Annotated in this window: 18 protein-coding genes; 11 read left to right on the top strand and 7 right to left on the bottom strand. The window is 69.1% G+C overall.

Features of this window, described 5'->3' with window-relative positions:
* Positions 1-7: 7 nt before the first annotated feature.
* Both SMA5143A_RS29855 and SMA5143A_RS29850 read right to left on the bottom strand, forming a co-directional pair.
* On the bottom strand, positions 8-430 hold the full coding sequence (locus SMA5143A_RS29855) for a hypothetical protein (protein ID WP_107465895.1): 423 nt from the start codon (positions 428-430) through the stop codon (positions 8-10).
* 91 nt (positions 431-521) lie between these two features.
* Entirely contained in the window at positions 522-1,367 is an 846-nt protein-coding gene (locus SMA5143A_RS29850) for a Crp/Fnr family transcriptional regulator (protein WP_258193806.1), read from the bottom strand.
* A 298-nt stretch (positions 1,368-1,665) separates the two neighbouring features.
* Here SMA5143A_RS29850 and SMA5143A_RS29845 point away from each other — a divergent pair, with 298 nt between their 5' ends.
* From SMA5143A_RS29845 to SMA5143A_RS29805, 9 genes are all read left to right on the top strand, one after another.
* The gene (locus SMA5143A_RS29845; protein ID WP_375136557.1) at positions 1,666-2,217 is read left to right on the top strand and encodes a DUF1707 and DUF4190 domain-containing protein; all 552 of its coding nucleotides are present in this window, start codon (positions 1,666-1,668) and stop codon (positions 2,215-2,217) included.
* 617 nt (positions 2,218-2,834) lie between these two features.
* On the top strand, positions 2,835-3,206 hold the full coding sequence (gene rpsL, locus SMA5143A_RS29840; RefSeq protein WP_003948652.1) for a 30S ribosomal protein S12: 372 nt from the start codon (positions 2,835-2,837) through the stop codon (positions 3,204-3,206).
* 2 nt (positions 3,207-3,208) lie between these two features.
* Positions 3,209-3,679, top strand: coding sequence for a 30S ribosomal protein S7 (gene rpsG, locus SMA5143A_RS29835; protein ID WP_003992340.1), 471 nt, complete (start codon positions 3,209-3,211; stop codon positions 3,677-3,679).
* A gap of 39 nt (positions 3,680-3,718) precedes the next feature.
* On the top strand, positions 3,719-5,845 hold the full coding sequence (gene fusA, locus SMA5143A_RS29830) for an elongation factor G (RefSeq protein WP_055515263.1): 2,127 nt from the start codon (positions 3,719-3,721) through the stop codon (positions 5,843-5,845).
* A 156-nt stretch (positions 5,846-6,001) separates the two neighbouring features.
* A complete protein-coding gene (gene tuf / locus SMA5143A_RS29825; protein WP_055515262.1) occupies positions 6,002-7,195 on the top strand; it encodes an elongation factor Tu in 1,194 nt (397 codons plus the stop codon).
* 218 nt (positions 7,196-7,413) lie between these two features.
* Positions 7,414-7,965, top strand: a complete 552-nt coding sequence (locus tag SMA5143A_RS29820; RefSeq protein ID WP_107465894.1) for an RNA polymerase sigma factor — start codon at positions 7,414-7,416, stop codon at positions 7,963-7,965.
* On the top strand, positions 7,962-8,579 hold the full coding sequence (locus tag SMA5143A_RS29815; protein WP_107465893.1) for a hypothetical protein: 618 nt from the start codon (positions 7,962-7,964) through the stop codon (positions 8,577-8,579). The genes SMA5143A_RS29820 and SMA5143A_RS29815 overlap by 4 nt, the downstream gene beginning before the upstream one ends.
* Before the next feature lie 126 nt (positions 8,580-8,705).
* Positions 8,706-11,888, top strand: a complete 3,183-nt coding sequence (locus tag SMA5143A_RS29810) for a glycosyl hydrolase 115 family protein (protein ID WP_181362064.1) — start codon at positions 8,706-8,708, stop codon at positions 11,886-11,888.
* A 40-nt stretch (positions 11,889-11,928) separates the two neighbouring features.
* The gene (locus SMA5143A_RS29805; RefSeq protein ID WP_107465891.1) at positions 11,929-13,008 is read left to right on the top strand and encodes an endo-1,4-beta-xylanase; all 1,080 of its coding nucleotides are present in this window, start codon (positions 11,929-11,931) and stop codon (positions 13,006-13,008) included.
* A gap of 12 nt (positions 13,009-13,020) precedes the next feature.
* On the opposite strand, the gene SMA5143A_RS29800 is transcribed toward SMA5143A_RS29805, so the two are convergent.
* The 3 genes from SMA5143A_RS29800 to SMA5143A_RS29790 all read right to left on the bottom strand — a co-directional run bounded on the left by SMA5143A_RS29800 (position 13,021) and on the right by SMA5143A_RS29790 (position 15,255).
* On the bottom strand, positions 13,021-13,626 hold the full coding sequence (locus SMA5143A_RS29800; RefSeq protein ID WP_107465890.1) for a Uma2 family endonuclease: 606 nt from the start codon (positions 13,624-13,626) through the stop codon (positions 13,021-13,023).
* Positions 13,627-13,678: 52 nt separating this feature from the next.
* Positions 13,679-14,563, bottom strand: coding sequence for a helix-turn-helix domain-containing protein (locus SMA5143A_RS29795; protein ID WP_107465889.1), 885 nt, complete (start codon positions 14,561-14,563; stop codon positions 13,679-13,681).
* 200 nt (positions 14,564-14,763) lie between these two features.
* A complete protein-coding gene (locus SMA5143A_RS29790; RefSeq protein ID WP_107465888.1) occupies positions 14,764-15,255 on the bottom strand; it encodes an ATP-binding protein in 492 nt (163 codons plus the stop codon).
* 155 nt (positions 15,256-15,410) lie between these two features.
* Here SMA5143A_RS29790 and SMA5143A_RS29785 point away from each other — a divergent pair, with 155 nt between their 5' ends.
* Positions 15,411-16,286, top strand: a complete 876-nt coding sequence (locus SMA5143A_RS29785; protein WP_107465887.1) for a helix-turn-helix domain-containing protein — start codon at positions 15,411-15,413, stop codon at positions 16,284-16,286.
* The gene (locus SMA5143A_RS29780; protein WP_107465886.1) at positions 16,283-16,492 is read left to right on the top strand and encodes a DUF397 domain-containing protein; all 210 of its coding nucleotides are present in this window, start codon (positions 16,283-16,285) and stop codon (positions 16,490-16,492) included. Before SMA5143A_RS29785 ends, SMA5143A_RS29780 begins: the two co-directional genes overlap by 4 nt.
* Positions 16,493-16,542: 50 nt before the next feature.
* Here SMA5143A_RS29780 and SMA5143A_RS42670 read toward each other — a convergent pair whose 3' ends face one another.
* Positions 16,543-16,746 carry a hypothetical protein gene (locus SMA5143A_RS42670; RefSeq protein ID WP_146193972.1) on the bottom strand — a complete coding sequence of 68 codons (204 nt, stop codon included), beginning with the start codon at positions 16,744-16,746 and terminating at the stop codon, positions 16,543-16,545.
* The gene (locus SMA5143A_RS29775; RefSeq protein ID WP_107465885.1) at positions 16,743-18,734 is read right to left on the bottom strand and encodes an ATP-binding protein; all 1,992 of its coding nucleotides are present in this window, start codon (positions 18,732-18,734) and stop codon (positions 16,743-16,745) included. Before SMA5143A_RS29775 ends, SMA5143A_RS42670 begins: the two co-directional genes overlap by 4 nt.
* Positions 18,735-19,058 lie beyond the last annotated feature (324 nt).

The following is a 19,058-nucleotide window of genomic DNA, read 5'->3' as shown; positions in this document are numbered from 1 at the left end:
GGCAGGTTCAGGCGACGGTCGTGAGCAGCCGTGCGGCCACTCCGGTGGTGTCCTCGTCGGAGTCACGCAGGGTCCGCAGGAGGTGGGCGACGCGCTGCTCGTTGGCGGGTGTACCGGTGAGCGCCGGCAACAGGGACACGAGGGCGACCTCGGACTGCCGGTCCCGGCCGGCGGTGAGGATCCAGCTGCGCAGTGTCCGCAGGGCCTGGGCGGTCAGTTCGTGGTCGCCGAGGGCGGCCTCCCAGAAGGCGGCCAGGTAGCGGGCATCCGCGCTCTCCCGGTCCGGTACGGACAGGTACCAGTCGAGGACGATCGGGCGACCGCCGTCCTCCTCGTACCGGTCGCAGGCCTGGACGAAGGCGAGCAGGGCCCGGTCACGGACGGCGCGGTCGGGGTGGGGTGGCAGATACTCGGCCAGAGCGGCGAGCACCGGCCTAGAGACATGAGGCGCTGCGCGAACTGAGCGGTCTCGTGCGGTGGATGCTCGCGTTGGAGGAACTCCTTGACGTACGGGAGCCCACTCAGCTCCGTCCAGGGCGCCTCGCCGAGGGCGCGTGTGACGTGGGAGTGCAGCACATCGGAGGTCGGTGGCGGCTCCCACCGCACATAGGGGACGTCAGTCGGCAGCGCGGAGGACTCGACGGTGATGACCAGATGGCCGCCGACGCGCTCCAACTGCTCGCGCAGCCCCGACAGGTGCGGGGTGCGCAGCGGATGACGGCGGCGGGCCGTCCAGTCGCAGAGGACGTATCCGACGGGCTGGTCCAACCCTCTCGGGAGGAGCCGACCGAGCCCGCGAACTCCTGCTGGCTGAGCCCGAGGGTGAGCTCGATGCCCTCGTCGGTGCGGCTGCCGTGGGTGCGGACGAGTTCGAGCAGTAGGACGGCGAGCCGCTCCCGAACGGTGAGCGCCGCCCACTCCAGCCGACGGCGGTCGGTCGCCCGCTGCCGGTCGGTGGCCAGGCCCAGCAGTTGCAGGGAGACCTGAGGGCTGCCCGAGAGGAACGCGGTGAAGCGGGCCTGGTCGATGACGACCGCCTCGACCGGTTCCAGTGCCGTCACCGTGGCCGAGCGGTGGTGTCCGCTGAGCGCGGCGCCCTCTCCGAGGATGTCGCCGGGGCCGCGAAGGGCGAGCAGCGCCTCGTAGCCGTTGGCGGCGATGGCCGTCACCTTGGTCCAGCCGTGCAGGAGCAGCAGCACATGGGTGGACGGCTCGTCCTGGTGCATGATCACGGCGCGCTCCCGGTACCGCAGAGGCCGGCCGACAGCCAGGAGGGCGGCGCGGTCCTCCTTCTCGAGCCGGGCCAGAAAGGGCACACGGTCGTCGAACCCGTCGTCGTCCCACGCGCGCGTACGCCCCCCGGTCATGCCCTCGCCCCCGCGTCCACCTGTGCCGATGCCGTCGATACCGCGACCCCTCAACGTACTTGAGGCGGCCGGGCGGGAAACGGGCTGCAATCGGCCGCTGGCCGACAGTCGCCCCCTGCCGCGCCTCGCGCCCCGGGGCCTCGTCGCGTCGCCGTCGCGGACGCCCGACCGCCCGCTCGGTCGCCGAACCGGGACACTGGTAGCGGAAACGAAACACAAGCGGCGTCCGGGAACCTGTGCCGGGGGACGTGCGTTGGAGCATCATTGGAGGCACAACCAGTCCGGGGGAGTGTTTCTCGTGTCGAACCCGTCGTGGCAGCCGATGCCGTGGCAGGCGCAGGGCAGTAGTCCGTCGCTGCTCGCCGCCCATGCCGATCGTGAGCGTGCCGTGGATGTCCTGCGGGCCGGTTTCAGTGAGGGCCGCCTCCAGCAGGACGAGTATGAGAAGCGCATCGAGCGGGCCTACACGGCGCGCACGGTGGGTGAGCTGGCCCTTCTGGTCGCCGATCTGCCGCAGGGGCCCTCGGCCATGCAGCCGAGTGCGATGCCCGCGATGCCGCCGGTGGTCCCGCGTACGTTCATGCCGGCCCCCGCTCTGCCCCCGCCCACCAACGGCAAGGCCGTCGGCGCGATGGTGTGCGGTGTGCTCACTACGATGACCATGGGGCTCACCGGTATCCCGGCCGTCGTCCTCGGCCACACCGCCCGCTCCGAGATCAAGCGCACCGGCGAGGGCGGCGAGGGCTTCGCCCTGGCCGGCCTCATCCTGGGCTGGCTCTCGGTCGCCGGCTGGGCCTTCTTCCTCGCCATCATGATCATCGCCGGGGTGGCCTCGGAAAGCGGAGTCTGAGGACGAGGGGGCGGCTGGCCCCTGGGTGCCGGCCGGGAAACCCTGGGGCCGAGAACCCTGAGGTTGCGGGGGCGGGCAGCCCTTCGCCGGGAGCCGCCGCGCAACTCGCCGGGCGGTCTCGCTGGGTAGCCGTCCCGTCTTGCCGGACACCCCGCGGCCCTTGCCGGGTCTCGTTACGTAGCCGCCCCTCTTTGCCGGGCAGCCGCTCGCTGGGCGGCGGCACCCGTCGTCGATTCCGCCCCCGGCCCCAAGGCCCCCCGCCCGACCTCTCCCCGTCCCCGGCACCCTCGGCCCCACCGGCAAGGGCACCGGCGGAAGACCCCCGGCAGCCCCCCGGCCCCCGCCGGAGAAGGCCCCCCGGCCCAGGCCCAGCGCAGCGGGTACCCATTTGTTTTGACCGTAGCGAATGCGATAGGTACGCTCAGACCTTGTGCCTGGGGTGTGCCCTGGCTCTCGTGCGTGCCTTGAACCGCACAGGTGGGAGCCGTAAGCGGACGCCGTAATCTGCGCCCTTCTGCCTCGCGGCGGGAACCCGCAGTATTCGACACACCCGACCGCGTGGGTCGGAGATGTTCCGGGTTAGCTTCACCATTCGGCACACAGAAACCGGAGAAGTAGTGCCTACGATCCAGCAGCTGGTCCGTAAGGGCCGGCAGGACAAGGTCGAGAAGAACAAGACGCCCGCACTCGAGGGTTCCCCTCAGCGCCGCGGCGTCTGCACGCGTGTGTTCACGACCACCCCGAAGAAGCCGAACTCGGCCCTGCGTAAGGTCGCGCGTGTGCGTCTGACCAGCGGGATCGAGGTCACCGCTTACATTCCGGGTGAGGGACACAACCTGCAGGAGCACTCCATCGTGCTCGTGCGTGGTGGCCGTGTGAAGGACCTGCCGGGTGTTCGCTACAAGATCATCCGCGGCTCGCTCGACACCCAGGGTGTCAAGAACCGCAAGCAGGCCCGCAGCCGCTACGGCGCCAAGAAGGAGAAGTAAGAATGCCTCGTAAGGGCCCCGCCCCGAAGCGCCCGGTCATCATCGACCCGGTCTACGGTTCTCCTCTTGTCACGTCGCTCATCAACAAGGTGCTGCTGAACGGCAAGCGCTCCACCGCCGAGCGCATCGTCTACGGCGCCATGGAGGGCCTGCGTGAGAAGACGGGCAACGACCCGATCATCACGCTGAAGCGCGCTCTGGAGAACATCAAGCCGACCCTCGAGGTCAAGTCCCGCCGTGTCGGTGGTGCGACGTACCAGGTTCCGATCGAGGTCAAGCCCGGTCGTGCCAACACGCTCGCGCTGCGCTGGCTCGTCGGTTACTCCCGCGCCCGTCGCGAGAAGACGATGACCGAGCGTCTGCTCAACGAGCTTCTCGACGCCTCCAACGGCCTCGGTGCCGCTGTGAAGAAGCGCGAGGACACCCACAAGATGGCCGAGTCCAACAAGGCCTTCGCGCACTACCGCTGGTAGTCGCAGACCCCATCGAGACCGAGAGAAGACTGAAGCCTTATGGCTACCACTTCACTTGACCTGGCCAGGGTCCGCAATATCGGGATCATGGCCCACATCGACGCGGGCAAGACGACCACCACCGAGCGGATCCTCTTCTACACCGGCGTCAGCTACAAGATCGGTGAGGTCCACGACGGCGCCGCCACGATGGACTGGATGGAGCAGGAGCAGGAGCGTGGCATCACGATCACCTCTGCTGCCACCACCTGTCACTGGCCGCTTGAGGGTGTCGACCACACCATCAACATCATCGACACCCCGGGTCACGTCGACTTCACCGTCGAGGTGGAGCGTTCGCTCCGTGTCCTCGACGGCGCCGTGACGGTGTTCGACGGCGTTGCCGGCGTGGAGCCGCAGTCCGAGACGGTGTGGCGTCAGGCCGACCGTTACGGCGTGCCCCGCATCTGCTTCGTCAACAAGCTGGACCGCACCGGCGCCGAGTTCCACCGCTGCGTGGACATGATCTCGGACCGCCTGGGCGCCCAGCCGCTCGTCATGCAGCTCCCCATCGGCGCTGAGGCCGACTTCAAGGGCGTCGTGGACCTGGTCCGCATGAAGGCGCTCGTGTGGTCCGCCGAGGCCGCCAAGGGCGAGATGTACGACACCGTCGACATCCCGGCCACGCACACCGAGGCTGCCGAGGAATGGCGCGGCAAGCTGCTCGAGGCCGTCGCCGAGAACGACGAGGAGCTGATGGAGCTGTACCTGGAGGGCGAGGAGCCCTCCGAGGAGCAGCTGTACGCGGCGATCCGTCGTATCACCATCGCGTCCGGCAAGTCCAAGGACACCACGGTCACCCCGGTGTTCTGTGGCACCGCGTTCAAGAACAAGGGCGTCCAGCCCCTGCTCGACGCGGTCGTGCGCTACCTCCCGACGCCGCTTGACGTCGAGGCCATCGAGGGCCACGCCGTCAACGACCCGGAAGAGGTCATCAAGCGCAAGCCGTCCGACGACGAGCCGCTGTCCGCGCTGGCGTTCAAGATCATGAGCGACCCGCACCTCGGCAAGCTCACCTTCGTCCGGATCTACTCCGGTCGCCTGGAGTCCGGCACCGCCGTGCTGAACTCCGTCAAGGGCAAGAAGGAGCGCATCGGCAAGATCTACCGCATGCACGCGAACAAGCGTGAGGAGATCGACTCGGTGGGCGCCGGCGACATCGTCGCCGTCATGGGCCTGAAGCAGACCACCACCGGTGAGACGCTGGCCGACGACAAGCAGCCGGTGATCCTGGAGTCCATGGACTTCCCGGCCCCGGTCATCCAGGTCGCCATCGAGCCCAAGTCGAAGGGCGACCAGGAGAAGCTCGGCGTCGCGATCCAGCGCCTGGCCGAGGAGGACCCCTCCTTCCAGGTTCACTCCGACGAGGAGACCGGCCAGACCATCATCGGTGGTATGGGCGAGCTGCACCTCGAGGTGCTGGTCGACCGTATGCGCCGTGAGTTCAAGGTCGAGGCCAACGTCGGCAAGCCGCAGGTCGCCTACCGCGAGACGATCCGCAAGGCCGTCGAGCGCGTCGACTACACGCACAAGAAGCAGACTGGTGGTACCGGCCAGTTCGCCAAGGTGCAGATCGCGATCGAGCCGATCGAGGGCGGCGACGCCTCGTACGAGTTCGTGAACAAGGTGACCGGTGGCCGTATCCCGAAGGAGTACATCCCTTCGGTGGACGCCGGTGCGCAGGAGGCCATGCAGTTCGGCATCCTCGCCGGTTACGAGATGACCGGCGTGCGCGTCACCCTGATCGACGGTGGCTACCACGAGGTCGACTCCTCCGAGCTGGCGTTCAAGATCGCCGGTTCGCAGGCCTTCAAGGAGGCCGCGCGCAAGGCCAGCCCCGTGCTGCTCGAGCCCATGATGGCCGTCGAGGTCACCACGCCCGAGGACTACATGGGTGAGGTCATCGGCGACATCAACTCCCGCCGTGGCCAGATCCAGGCCATGGAGGAGCGGGCCGGTGCCCGTGTCGTGAAGGGCCTCGTGCCCCTCTCGGAGATGTTCGGCTACGTCGGCGACCTGCGCAGCAAGACGTCCGGCCGCGCCAGCTACTCCATGCAGTTCGACTCCTACGCCGAGGTTCCGCGGAACGTCGCCGAGGAGATCATCGCGAAGGCCAAGGGCGAGTAACTCAGTAGAGTTCCAGCCTTTAGGCTTGACTCCGGAGCCTTACGGGGTCAAACCCCCGCGAACGCGGATGTTTGACCCCGGGGCCCGGGCTTTCCAGCAAAGATCACCTGGCGCCGATGAAGCAAGGCGTTCAGAACCACTCCACAGGAGGACCCCGTGGCGAAGGCGAAGTTCGAGCGGACTAAGCCCCACGTCAACATCGGCACCATCGGTCACATCGACCACGGTAAGACGACCCTCACGGCCGCCATTACCAAGGTGCTGCACGACAAGTACCCGGACCTGAACGAGGCCTCGGCCTTCGACCAGATCGACAAGGCTCCTGAGGAGCGCCAGCGCGGTATCACCATCTCCATCGCGCACGTCGAGTACCAGACCGAGTCGCGTCACTACGCGCACGTCGACTGCCCGGGTCACGCCGACTACATCAAGAACATGATCACCGGTGCTGCCCAGATGGACGGCGCCATCCTCGTGGTCGCCGCCACCGACGGCCCGATGCCGCAGACCAAGGAGCACGTGCTCCTGGCCCGCCAGGTCGGCGTTCCGTACATCGTCGTCGCCCTGAACAAGGCCGACATGGTGGACGACGAGGAGATCCTGGAGCTCGTCGAGCTCGAGGTCCGTGAGCTCCTCTCCGAGTACGAGTTCCCGGGCGACGACCTGCCGGTCGTCAAGGTCTCGGCGCTCAAGGCGCTCGAGGGCGACAAGGAGTGGGGCCAGTCGGTCCTGGACCTGATGGACGCCGTCGACTCCGCCATCCCGGAGCCGGAGCGCGACGTCGACAAGCCGTTCCTGATGCCGATCGAGGACGTCTTCACCATCACCGGTCGCGGTACGGTCGTCACCGGCCGTATCGAGCGTGGTGTCCTCAAGGTCAACGAGACCGTCGACATCATCGGCATCAAGACCGAGAAGACCACCACCACGGTCACCGGCATCGAGATGTTCCGCAAGCTGCTCGACGAGGGCCAGGCCGGTGAGAACGTCGGTCTGCTCCTCCGTGGCATCAAGCGCGAGGACGTCGAGCGCGGCCAGGTCATCATCAAGCCGGGTTCGGTCACCCCGCACACCGAGTTCGAGGCCCAGGCCTACATCCTGTCCAAGGACGAGGGTGGCCGCCACACGCCGTTCTTCAACAACTACCGTCCGCAGTTCTACTTCCGTACGACTGACGTGACCGGTGTTGTGACCCTCCCCGAGGGCACGGAGATGGTCATGCCGGGCGACAACACTGAGATGAAGGTCGAGCTCATCCAGCCCATCGCCATGGAAGAGGGCCTGAAGTTCGCCATCCGTGAGGGTGGCCGGACCGTGGGCGCCGGCCAGGTCACCAAGATCAACAAGTAAGTCCGTTGATCTGACCTGGTAGCTCCAGCACGAGCTCCAGAAGGGGCCCGTACGACTTCGGTCGTACGGGCCCTTTCGCTGTGCCCAGGCTTGCGCCGGGGCTTCTCCCGGTAACGCCTTCGCCCTCCCGGGCCAAGTACAGGTGACAGCATGACCGACGACGGGAGGTACCCACCTTGGCACCGGACAGCAGAAGCCGGGGCGGTCCGCAGGGAGCGATGTACGATCCCGCGGCGTTCGAGGTCTTCTATCGCCGCCACGTCGACACCGTCACCCGGTTCATGGCCCGGCGGGTCACCGATCCGCACACCGTCGCCGACCTGACCGCCGAGACGTTCCTCGCGGCCATCGACTCCGCGCACGCCTACCGGGCCGACCTCGGCAGCGAGACGGCCTGGCTCTACGGCATCGCGCGCAACGTCGTCGCCGCTGAGGCCCGGCGCAGCGCCCGCCAGAGCGTCCTCGGCAGCCGTATCGCCGGCCGCCGGCTGCTCGACGGCGACGACATCGACCGGCTGGAGGAGAAGCTCGACGCGGAGGCCGCCGGGCGACGGGCGCTGGCCGCGCTGGAAGGGCTGCCCGACGGGGAACGCGCGGTGATCGAACTCGTCGCGGTCGACCAGCTCAGCGTCACGGAGGCGGCGACGGCTCTCGGGATACGCAAGGTCACCGCGAGGGTGCGGCTGCACCGGGCGCGCAAGGCGCTGCGGTCGGCCGCCGCGCCGATGGAGCAGACAGCGGGGCTCAGCTACGCAGGGGGAGAGGCATGACGACGAAGACGGGGAAGACGGGGAGCACGTTCGAGGACCGGCTGCTGGGCGAACTCCAGCGGGAGATCGCGCTGCGCGCGGCGGACCGGACGGAGGAGGAGCCGGTGCGGCGGCGCCGGGTCACGCCCCGGCGGGCGCTGGTGGCGCTGGCGGCGTGCGCTGTGGCGGCGGGGGTCGTGGTCGCGGTGCCGTCGTCGACGGGTGGGCCGCGGGCGTACGCGGTGGAGCGCAACGACGACGGCACCGTCACGGTCAGCATGGAGGACATCGGGCTGAGCGGCGACGAGTTGAAGGAGCTGGGCGAACGGCTGCGTGCCGACGACATCAGCCTGACCGTCGACAGGCCCAGGGACGGTCATGTCTGCGCGCACCCGCGTGGCGATGCCTATCAGCCGGGCTGGATCAGGGAGTCTTCGGGAGGCGGCGATGTGATGCCCGTCCACGCCTTCATCCTGCGCCCTGGTGATTCGCTGGTCTTCGAGGAGCCGCAGTGGAAGCCCCGGAAACGTATGCCCGCCTCCGTGGTGTACGCGTTCAAGGGGCAGGCCGAGCCCTGCCGGGAGGTGCCCTGGGACGGGGCCGGCGCTTCCAAGGGGATGTTCGAAGAGAAGTAGGCCGCACTTCCCTCTTCGAAACTATTCGACGCGCCTGACCCGTTGTCCCCTCGCTTCACTCCCTCCACCATTTGTCATGTCGCTGAGCAAATCCCGGTTTCGGGACGATCGGTCGAGGGGTGTGGCATGTCCGCGGACGTCAGCCGTAGAACCGTTCTGGGAGTGGGCGCGGGGCTTGCCGTGGGCCCCGCGTTGCCGGGGGCCGCGTCGGCGGACGACGGTTCCACGGCCGGCGGCGGCGCCGGGGGCGGGGTCGGCGGTGGGGGTGGGGCGCTGCGGGTGTCCGACCCGGGGGCGTATCTGTCCCTCACCCCGACCCCCGGCGCGTTTCCGCTGGTGGGCGCGCCGGTCGTGGTCAGCGCCGAGGATCACCCCGGAGTCGTACGGGTGGCGGGGGATCTGCGGGACGACATCGAGCGGGTCACGGGGGTGCGGCCGGGGGGCTCGATGGGCCGTGAGGTGGTCCTGGTGGGGACCATCGGGCGGAGTCCGCTGATCGACGGGCTGGTGAGCGCGGGGAAGCTCGACGTCAGCGGGGTGCGGGGGAAGTGGGAGACCTCGTTGCAGACGGTCGTGGAGCGGCCGATGCCCGGGGTGGAGCGGGCCTTCGTGGTCGCGGGCAGCGATCCGCGCGGCACGATCTTCGGGGTGTACGACGTGTCGTACGGCATCGGGGTCTCCCCCTGGTACTGGTGGGACGACGTGCCGCCGGTGCGCCGGGACGAGGTGTACGTGCTGCCGGGCCGGTACAGCCAGGGCACGCCGGCGGTGAAGTACCGGGGGGTCTTCATCAACGACGAGAACCCGGCACTCGGGACCTGGGCGCCGGCGTTCTTCGGCCCCGGCAAGGCGCCCGGGTATCCCGGTGGGTTCACCGCCGACTTCTGGGCCAAGGTCTTCGAGGTGCTGCTCCGGCTGAAGGGGAACTACGTCTGGCCGGCGGTGTGGGGGCGGGCGTTCGCCGAGGACGACCCGGAGAACCACGCGCGCGCCAAGGAGTACGGGATTGTCATGGGCACGTCCCACGAGGCGCCCATGATGCGGGGCATCGAGGAGTGGAACCGCCACGCCGTGCCGGCGGTCAGGGACTCCTCCGGGGCGATCGTCACCCCCGGCCGCGACCCCTACGGGGGCACCGGGGAATGGTCGTACCGGCGCAACGCCGAGGCCATCCGGGCCTACTGGCGGGACGGCATCCGGCGCATGGTCGACGAGGACTTCGAGGGCGTCGTCACCCTGGGGATGCGGGGGAACGGCGACACGAGCCTGCCCGACGGCGACGGCATCGAGCTGATGACGGAGATCATCGCGACGCAGCGCCGGATCATCGAGGAGGTGACCGGGAGGCCGGCGGACGAGACCCCGCAGGTGTGGACCCTCTACAAGGAGGTCCAGCGGTACTGGGACCGGGGCCTCAGGGCACCGGACGATGTGACGGTCGTCCTGACGGACGACAACTGGGGGAACATCCGTAAGCATCCCGACCCACGGGAGCCCCGATCCGGGGGCTACGGGTTGTACTACCACTTCGACTACGTGGGCGTCGGCCGTAACTACAAGTGGGTCGACACGGCGAACCTCGCGAACCTCTGGGAGCAGCTCCACACCGCCGACGCCTACGGCAACCACGGCCTGTGGGTGGCGAACGTCGGCGACCTGAAGGGGAACGAGCTGCCCACCGAGTTCTTCCTGAACTACGCCTGGCGGCCCGGTCGTTGGGGACTGGAGAACCTGGAGGAGTGGGAGCGGGGGTTCGCCCGGCAGAACTTCGGCGAGCGGTTCGCCGACGAGATCGCCGAGGTGCTGAGCGCGTACGGACAGTTGCAGGCCCGCCGCAAGCCCGAGCTGCTGAACCGGCGGATCACCCTCGACCCGTCGAAGGACCCGACGAAGGACGAGCGGGCGATCGTCTACGACGACAAGGAGACGCCGTTCCACTTCGGGCACCACGAGCTGGAGCGGGTCACCGAGGAGTGGCGCGCGCTGGCCCGGCGGGCGGAGCGCCTGGGGCGGAAACAGCCGGCCCGCGTCCAGGACGCCTGGTTCGAGCTGGTCGGCTACCCGGTGCTGGCGACGGCCAACCTGTACGGGTTACGGGAGGACGAGTTCAAGAACCTGCTGTACGCGCGGCAGGGGCGGGCGGCGACGAACGACCGGGCGGCCGCCGCGGAGGCGGGCCTGACCAGGGACTTCGCCCTCGCCGACCGCTTCAACACCGAGGTCGCCGACGGGAAGTGGCGGGGCTTCCAGACCCAGCCGCACATCGGGTACGGGGACGTCGAACGCTACGGCCCCAACGCCGGGTGGCAGCAGCCCGAGAAGGACCACCAGGCGCTGCCGGACGAGATCTTCCCCAAGGTGCGGCGGATCGAGGTGCCACAGGCCGCGGAGCTGGGAGTCGCCGTCGACGGGGCGGACGACCGGGGGGCGTGGTGGCCGGGCGGCGCGTCCGGCGCGGCGGCCGTGCTCCCGGTGTTCAGCCCGTACCAGACGCGACCCCGGCAGTACGTCGAGATCTTCAACCGGGGCCGTACGCCCTTCTCGTACCGCGTCGAGCCGTCGGTGCCGTGGCTGGTCGTCGACCGGTCGCGCGGCCGGGTCGACCAGCAGGTCCGGGTGGCCGTGCGGGTGGACTGGGCGCGGGTGCCGGCCGGCGGCGCGGAGGGGACGCTGACGGTGAGCGGGGCGGGGGCCTCGGTGACGGTGAGGGCGGTCGCCGAGAAGCCGTCGGCCCGGCAGGCGCGGGCACTGCGGGGGTTCGTCGAGGCCGGTGGGTACGTCGCGATCGACGCGGAGCACCATGTGCGGGCCGTGGGCTCGTCCGGCGGCCGGGTCCGCTGGCGGCGGATCGAGCGGATCGGCCGTACGGGGGCGGGGATGGCCCCGTGGCCGGTGACGGCGGCGCGGCAGACACCGGGTGGGGCCGGGCCGCGGCTGGAGTACGAGGTCGGCCTGCTGTCGGTGCCGACGGGCGGTGAGGTGACGGTGTGGGCGTACGTCTCACCGCGGAACCCCGCCCTTCCGACGGGCGGCCTGCGCTACGCGGTGTCCTTCGACGACGCGGAACCCCAGGTCGTCGACATCCACGCCGTCACCGGCGCCGACGACGGGCTCATGAACAAGCAGTGGGCGCGCAACACCTCCGACAACGTGAACGTGACGGCGACCCGGCACACGGTTGCCGGACCCGGGGTGCGGCGCCTGAAGTTCTGGATGGTCGACCCGACGGTGATCCTGCAACGCCTGGTGATCGACACGGGTGGGCTGACACCGACGTATCTGGGACCGCTGGAGAGCCGGCGTATCTGACTTCCGGCGCCGAGAGCCGGAACCGAGAGAGGAACCACGCATGAGGCACATGAACCGCTTCCGCCTGCCCGCGCTCGCGCTGGCCGCCGGGACCCTGCTGTCCACGGTGGTGGCCGTGCAGCCGGCGTCAGCGGGCGGGGGAGGTCAGGGGCCGTCCCTGCGGGCGCTGGCCGACCGGGCGGGCGTACGCATCGGGACGGCCGTGGACATGACGGCGCTCGCGGACGACCGGACGTACCGCAGGACGACCGGCCGGGACTACAACTCGGTCACCGCCGAGAACGTCATGAAGTGGGAGTCGGTCGAGCCCGAGCGGGGCGTCCACAACTGGAAGCCGGCCGACGACCTGGTCCGCTACGCGCGGGCGCACGGCCAGGTGGTCCGCGGCCACACCCTGGTCTGGCACAGCCAGCTGCCGGTCTGGCTGACCAACGGGGTGGCGGACGGCTCGATCGGGCGGGCCGAGCTGCGGAAGATCCTCCGCGACCACATCACCGCCGAGGTGAAGCGGTACAAGGGGAAGATCCAGCAGTGGGACGTGGTGAACGAGGTCTTCGAGGAGGACGGCAGCCTGCGCGACTCGATCTGGCTGCGTGAGCTGGGCCCCTCCTACATCGAGGACGCCTTCCGCTGGGCCCACGCGGCCGACCGGAAGGCGAAGCTCTTCCTCAACGACTACAACGTCGAGGGCGTCAACGCGAAGTCCACCGCCTACTACGGCCTGGCGAAGCGGCTGCGCGCCGAGGGCGTCCCCGTCCAGGGCTTCGGCATCCAGGGCCACCTCGCCATCCAGTACGGCTTCCCGGGGCAGGTCGCCGAGAACCTCGCCCGCTTCGGGGCGCTGGGGATGCAGACCGCGTTCACCGAGGTCGACGTGCGGATGATCCTGCCGGTCGACGAGACGAAGCAGGCGACCCAGGCGAGCTACTACCGCCGCCTGCTCGACGCCTGCCTGGGCGCCCGGAGCTGCAAGTCCTTCACGGTGTGGGGCTTCACCGACAAGTACTCCTGGGTGCCGGGCGTCTTCGAGGGCCAGGGCTCGGCGACCCCGATGGACGAGACGTACGGCCGCAAGCCGGCGTACGAGGCGCTGAGGGAGGGGCTGGCGGCGGGGCGGTGACCGGGCTCGCCCTCAGCCCTTTTCCGGGTCCGGGTAGCGGGGCAGGTTCTCGGTGGAGATGGTCCAGTCGGCGATGGTGACGTCCTCGCCGTAGACGAAGTCCTTGCGGGTCGCGTAGCGGGGGCCGTCCGGGGTGGAGTGGATGTCCGTGAGGACGGCGCCCGTGCCGGTGCGGGGGTCGAAGACCGCGTACTCGGCGATGCCGAGGAGCGGGTAGTCACGCATTTTGGTGACCCAGTCGTTGTCGGGGTTGGAACGGGAAACGACCTCGACGGCGGCGTAAATCGTGCGGGGATCAAAGGCTCCCTCGACCTCCATGTCGGCTTCGGCGATCACCATCACGTCAGGGCGTCGCATGATGCCTTCGGCTTCGCCCTCCACGTCCGGCTCACCCGTATGGGCCACGATCTCTTCCGGCATCGCCTTTTCCAGGCGCTTTCGTAGGCGCAGCACGGTGAGTTCGTGCGGTCCGATGGGCGCCATCATGTCGTGGACGATCCCTTCCTTGGTGATCTCGAATTTGCCGGGGAGGGTGTCGTCCATCGACTGAACGAAGTCCCGCATAGCCCGGTAGAGGTGGGAGGAGCCGGGCTGTGCGTTGTCCGGGAGGGTGGTCATGGCGCGCGCTCCTCGTCGTCTGTGCCCGGGGGCAAGGATCGTCACGTTCATGCTAGGTGGCCCCATTGAGGTCGGGCGTGGGGCTGGGCCGGCAGTCGCGGCAGCGGCTGTCCTGCGGGCCCCGGAAGCCGCGGTCGCATCCGTCGCAGTTCGTCATGGGGTACTGGATGGCGGGTGGTGCCGCGGGCGCGCGGAACGGCGGCGGGGGTGGCAGCTGGGCCGTGAGGCGGTGGGCCAGGAGGGCGGCCGGGCGGTGGATCGGCTCAGACGGGAGGTCTTTCGCCAGGGCCTGGCGTACGGCCGTGGGGCTGAGGTCGCGCTCCAGCCAGGCGGCCACGCCCGGGGCGAGGTGCGCGGTGTCGCAGGCCGAGAGGAGGAGGCGGGGGTCCGTGCGGCGCAGGTCGGCGAGGAGGTCGGTGGCGGTCTGGAGGAGGGTGGGGGAGCGGTAGGAGGGTTGGGGGACGGCGGGGAGGGGCTTGCGGGGTGGCTTCTTCGCCGGGCGGGAGGGGTGCGTGCGGCGTGCGGGCTCGGCCGCCGCGTGGCCGCCGCGACCGGGCTGGTTGCAGGAGATCGTGCGGGTGACGATGCGGCCCGCGGGCGTGCGTACGCGCTCGCGGCGCAGGTAGCCGTGGGTCTCCAGCTCGCGCAGCGCCGCCGCGATACGGGTCGCGCCCTCCGTGAAACGGGCCGCGAGGCTCTTGATGTCGACGCGGGCGCTCTGCGGCAGCGACTGGATGTGCGTGGCCAGCCCGATCGCCAGGAGCGACAGCTCCGGGTGCTGGGCGAGGTGGTTGCCGATCACCGTGAAGCGGGTGGTGTGGCGGGTGTGGTCGTGTACCAGACCGCCTGAGCTGGAGTGGCTCTGCCGCTTCGGGTGTTTGTTGTCGGCAAGCCGGGCGTGGGCGCGCGCGGGCGCGCTAGGGTGCTGCGTATCCATCGGGAAGTCCTTACCTTCCTCGGTGGTCAGGCCCTCGCACTGGGATTGCCGTCCCGGCGGGGGCCGTCGCATGTCTGCGGTTGTGTTGCGCTGAGAGTAAGGCGCGCAACGGGTCCCGGCGCCAGCCGAGTTGGCGATGTTCACTCGCGAGGGTGAGGCCGCTCGGCGGGCGGGAGGGGTGGGGCTTGGTGGGGGTTCTTTCACCTGTGAGTTCTTTGGAAAAGACGGCCCGTGCCACCGAAGCACGAGCCGTTGGGTGCCGGTGCCGGGCGGAGTTGGACCTCGGCCCAGATGGTCTTGCGTGGGGGGCGCCCCGGCGTGGTTCCCCAGCGGTCCGCGAGCGCCTCGATGAGAAGCAGGCCGCGTCCGGACTCGTCGTCGGCGGTGGGGCGCCGACCGCACGGAAGCCGTTCGGCGCGGGTGTCGGTGACCTCGATGCGGAGGGTGTCGCCGATGACGTAGAGCGTCACCTCGAAATCGCGTCCCTGGACCCGCCCGTGTGTCGCCGCGTTGGCGGCCAGCTCCGCGACGATGTGCTCCGCCGGGTCGGGCGGAAGTCCCCAGGTGCGCAGTTGCTCGGTCGCGAGCAGCCGGGCGAGGCGGGCTCCGCGTGGAGTGGAGGACAGCCGCACGCTGAAGTTGCGGATGGGGCTGGGGTGTTCGGTGTCAGGGCCGACGGTTTCCGTATTCACGTCACTCAGCGTGGCGGCGCGCACCTACTGTGAACAGTGACTGCGCTGATACGTACGGTGACTGTCCGGACGTTGTCCGGTCGTGTCGGGCCTGTCCGGAAGGGCCGTACGGGTAGGGGGCGTTGAGGCGCGACGGTACGGCGGAGAGGTGCGCGATGTTGGTGGACGGCGACGCGGGGCGGCTCAAGACGGAGGCCGACGAGCCGGGCTGGGAGGTGGACCCGGACGACGAGTGGGGCGTCGCGGTCATCGCCACGGTCGGGCGGCAGTTGAAGCTGCGGCGGGAGGCGGTGGGGATGAGCGCCGCCGACTTCGGGAGGGCTGTCGGGTACGGCGAGGACCTGGTCTACAAGATCGAGGGCGGGAAACGGATTCCCCGGCAGGAGTACCTGGACAAGGCCGACGAGGCGCTGGGCGCGGGCGGGCTCATCACGGCGACGTGGGAGGACGTGAAGAAGGTCCGGTACCCGAGGAAGGTGCGGGCGCTGGGGGAGATGGAGGCGAAGGCGGTCGAGATCGGGGTGTACGAGTGCAACAGCGTTCATGGGCTCTTGCAGACGCCGGAGCATGCCCGGGTCTTGATCGAGGCAGCGCAGCCGCCTTACTCGCCGGATGATGTGGAGCGCATGGTGGCCGCTCGTCTGGCTCGGCAGGCGGTGTTCGAGCGCGACCCTGCCCCGTCGATTCACTTCGTCCTGGAAGAGGCCCCGTTGCGACGCCCGCTCGGAGGCACAATGGTGTGGCGACAGCAACTCGAACGTCTGCTGGAGGTCGGGCGGATGCGCCACGTCACGCTCCAGGTGATGCCGACACGCGTTGAGGTCCACTCCGGTCTTGACGGCCGGATCGAGTTGCTGAAGTACGTGGACGGTACGGCGGTCGGACGTTCCGACGGAGCATTCGGCGGGCGTCCCGTCTCCGACCCGAGGCAGCTCCGCATTCTTGAGCTGCGGTATGGCACCATCCGAGCGCAGGCTCTCCCTCCTTGGGAATCGCTGGCCCTCATCGAGCAACTGCTGGGAGAGACATGATCAGTAAGGCCTCCGCCGGGGACGCCTCAGAACCGGCCTGGTTCAAGAGCAGCTACAGCAGCGGCAATGACGGCGAGTCCTGCGTCGAGATCGCCGTAGCCCCCGGCACCGTCCACGTCCGCGACTCCAAGAACCTCACCGGGCCTCAGCTCGCGCTCGCGAGGGACGCGTGGGCGGAGTTCGTGGCGTACGCGGCCGAGGGCTGAGCTGTCAGTTGGTTCACTGGGGCGGAGCGCATCTCTGCTCTGCCCGGTGATCACATGGCCGACCCTTGTCTGCGGACAGCGAAAGGATGGGTCTTACCCTGTGACTGCGCCGAAGTCGTCCACTTTGCTTGCTCCTTGGCTTCGAGCACACCGAAGTCAAGGAAGTCGTCGGCGTTCGCCTGTAGCCAGCGCAACGCGCGGGCTCGCTCGGCGATGCTGAACGCCGCCGCTGCCGACCCGAAGTCGCTGTTCAAGGTGTGACGACAGCGTCGGCGCTTCGAGTGGCGGGAATCGTCCCGTCAGCCACCAGTACCGCCACCGCCTCGCCGTGGTTGCGGACCAGGTAGTCCATCGCGTGTTCGGTGGAGGACTGGTACTCCAGCTGTTGGCCGTAGAAGCGGAGTCGGGTTTCGCAGTCCTGAACGAGTTCGCCCCAGGTCCGGACCCAGATCCTGTACGTCGGTTGGTCGAGGGCGCAGCCCGGGGGATTGTGGGGTTGGTGGGACAGCTCCCGGAGCGTGTCCGTCATGTCGTTGCCGACCAGCCAGAAGTCCCATGTCGTGCGGGTGTCACGGAACCGGTCGTCCTTTCGGACGGCCTGTGCGTAACTGCTGAGCTGCTCGAACTCGCCCGATCCGAGAGTGAGGCCGGGACGCTTGAGCTCGACCACCAGGTGGTGTCGCTCGTCGTGCCGGTGGCGGGACGCTCGCGACAACATGAGGTCGACGATTCCGCGGCGCCCGTCGGGCCGGAGCACGGGAGGGCCGGTCGGCTTCTCGCGGCCGAGCAAATGGCAGTGCTGCCGCAGTACCTCGTCGAGGCTCCGATCGCTCACATGCAGGCCGTACTCCTCGCCGAAGACCCAGCACTCGTTCTCCAGGATGCGGTGGAGTTCGGAGCGTTCCCTCACACGGTTCTTGGCCTCGGGGTCGAAGACGAGGTGTTCCAGAGCCGCCAGGAAGTCCAGCCGACTCGTCGCGGCCGTGGAGGCCTTGACCAGGGCCGACAGGGGAGTGCGGTCGAGGAGTCGGTTGAGCTGCTCACGTTCCTGCTTGGAGAGGTTGAACAGCTCCTCGGCGATGCGGAGGACGTCCGAGGGCTCGTGCGCGAGGACTGATCGGAGCAGGGCGAACGTGGTCCTGCGCGTTCCGGTGGATTTGGGCAGGTGACGGAAGACGGTCGTGGCCACCGCGTCGAACGTCTCGCGTTCCGTTCGTTCGCGTGCACCGGTGGGTGGCCCCGCGTACGGGTAGATGCCTTCCCTACGCCACTCCGCGACCTGTTCCCGCCGTCGCTCGTCGACGCGTGTTCGGACGTGGCTCCTCAACTGGTCGCGGGCAGCGGCGAGGACATCGGCAAGTGGGCCGTGCGACACCCAGTCGGTGAAGGCGAGGTCCTCGGAGTCGACGTCGTCGAATCCGGACCAGTTGAGGTGAGCGGTGAAATTGAAGCCGGGGGCCTGGATGCCGGGCTTGAGCTGAGCTCGGGACATGCCCTGGCCGTCGCACAGAAAAAGCGCGCGGGTGACGGGCCTGCGCCATTCGACGACCCTGAGACGCGCTGGTTCGTCAGAAGCCTCGGCCGAGCTGGCGGGTGATGGCAGGACGTAGTCGCGTACGTGAAGTCGCTCGGCGGCCGGATCGAGATTCCGGCCGTCGTACTCGATCCGCACATCCGGGTATTTCTCCAGGTAGGTGGCGAATGCCGCGGTGAGTGATGACCTGGCGCGCTCGTCGGCCAGAGTGTTCAGCTGTTCGTCCCCGCCGAACGCCTCGAAGAGCGTGCCGGTGGGGTCGTCCGTGGGTTCCGGGTCTCCGATGTCGAACTCGTCCATGGAGCGACGGTCCGCCTCTATCACCAACTGCTGTCGGCCGCCGAATGCGTCGCTGACGCTCGTCCAGCGCACCTGGGTGCCGAGCGCGAAGGCACGAACCCGGCCGCGCCCGTTCTTCCCGTGCAGGGCACGTTTCTTCACTGGGCTTCCCTGCGAGCGCTTCTTCCAGGAGGCACCGATCGGTCGGAAGTACTCCTCGCAGCTCTCGGCCGACATTCCGCTGCCGTCGTCCTGCACGCTGACCCTGTCCACGCCGCCCAGGTCGTTGCGCTCCAACGTGACGACGACGTACTCGGCGTCGGCGTCGACGCTGTTCCAGATCAGCTCCTCGACGGCGCCGACGGGATCCCGCAGCCGCGCCAGCTCGGCGACGTGCTCCCGGCTGGTCTCCAGCCGCACCTTCACCATGACGTCGGTTTCTCCGGTTCTGCCGTACGTCCCTGACCGAGAGCAAAGTCTGCCCCCTCCAGCAGGTTTGACGTAGGGAAACGCCGCGAGATCACCCTTGCTACTCTGCCGCCCTCTGATGGGGACATCCTTTCGAAGAGGTGTGAATGAAGACAGGCAGACGAACCGTCGCGGTGGCCGCGCTCGCGGGAGCGTTGCAGCACCGGCGGCCTCAAGGCGAGCGTCACCGCCTCCACCGACGGTTCCTTCCGCTGGGTGTACTACGGCAACTCGACGACCGGCGTCGCGACCAGCGCGGCGGACTACGTCGACGTGCTCTGACCA

It is taken from the genome of Streptomyces sp. MA5143a, assembly GCF_900290235.1.
GTDB lineage: Bacteria > Actinomycetota > Actinomycetes > Streptomycetales > Streptomycetaceae > Streptomyces.
This window is presented reverse-complemented; position numbering and strand designations above follow the sequence as displayed.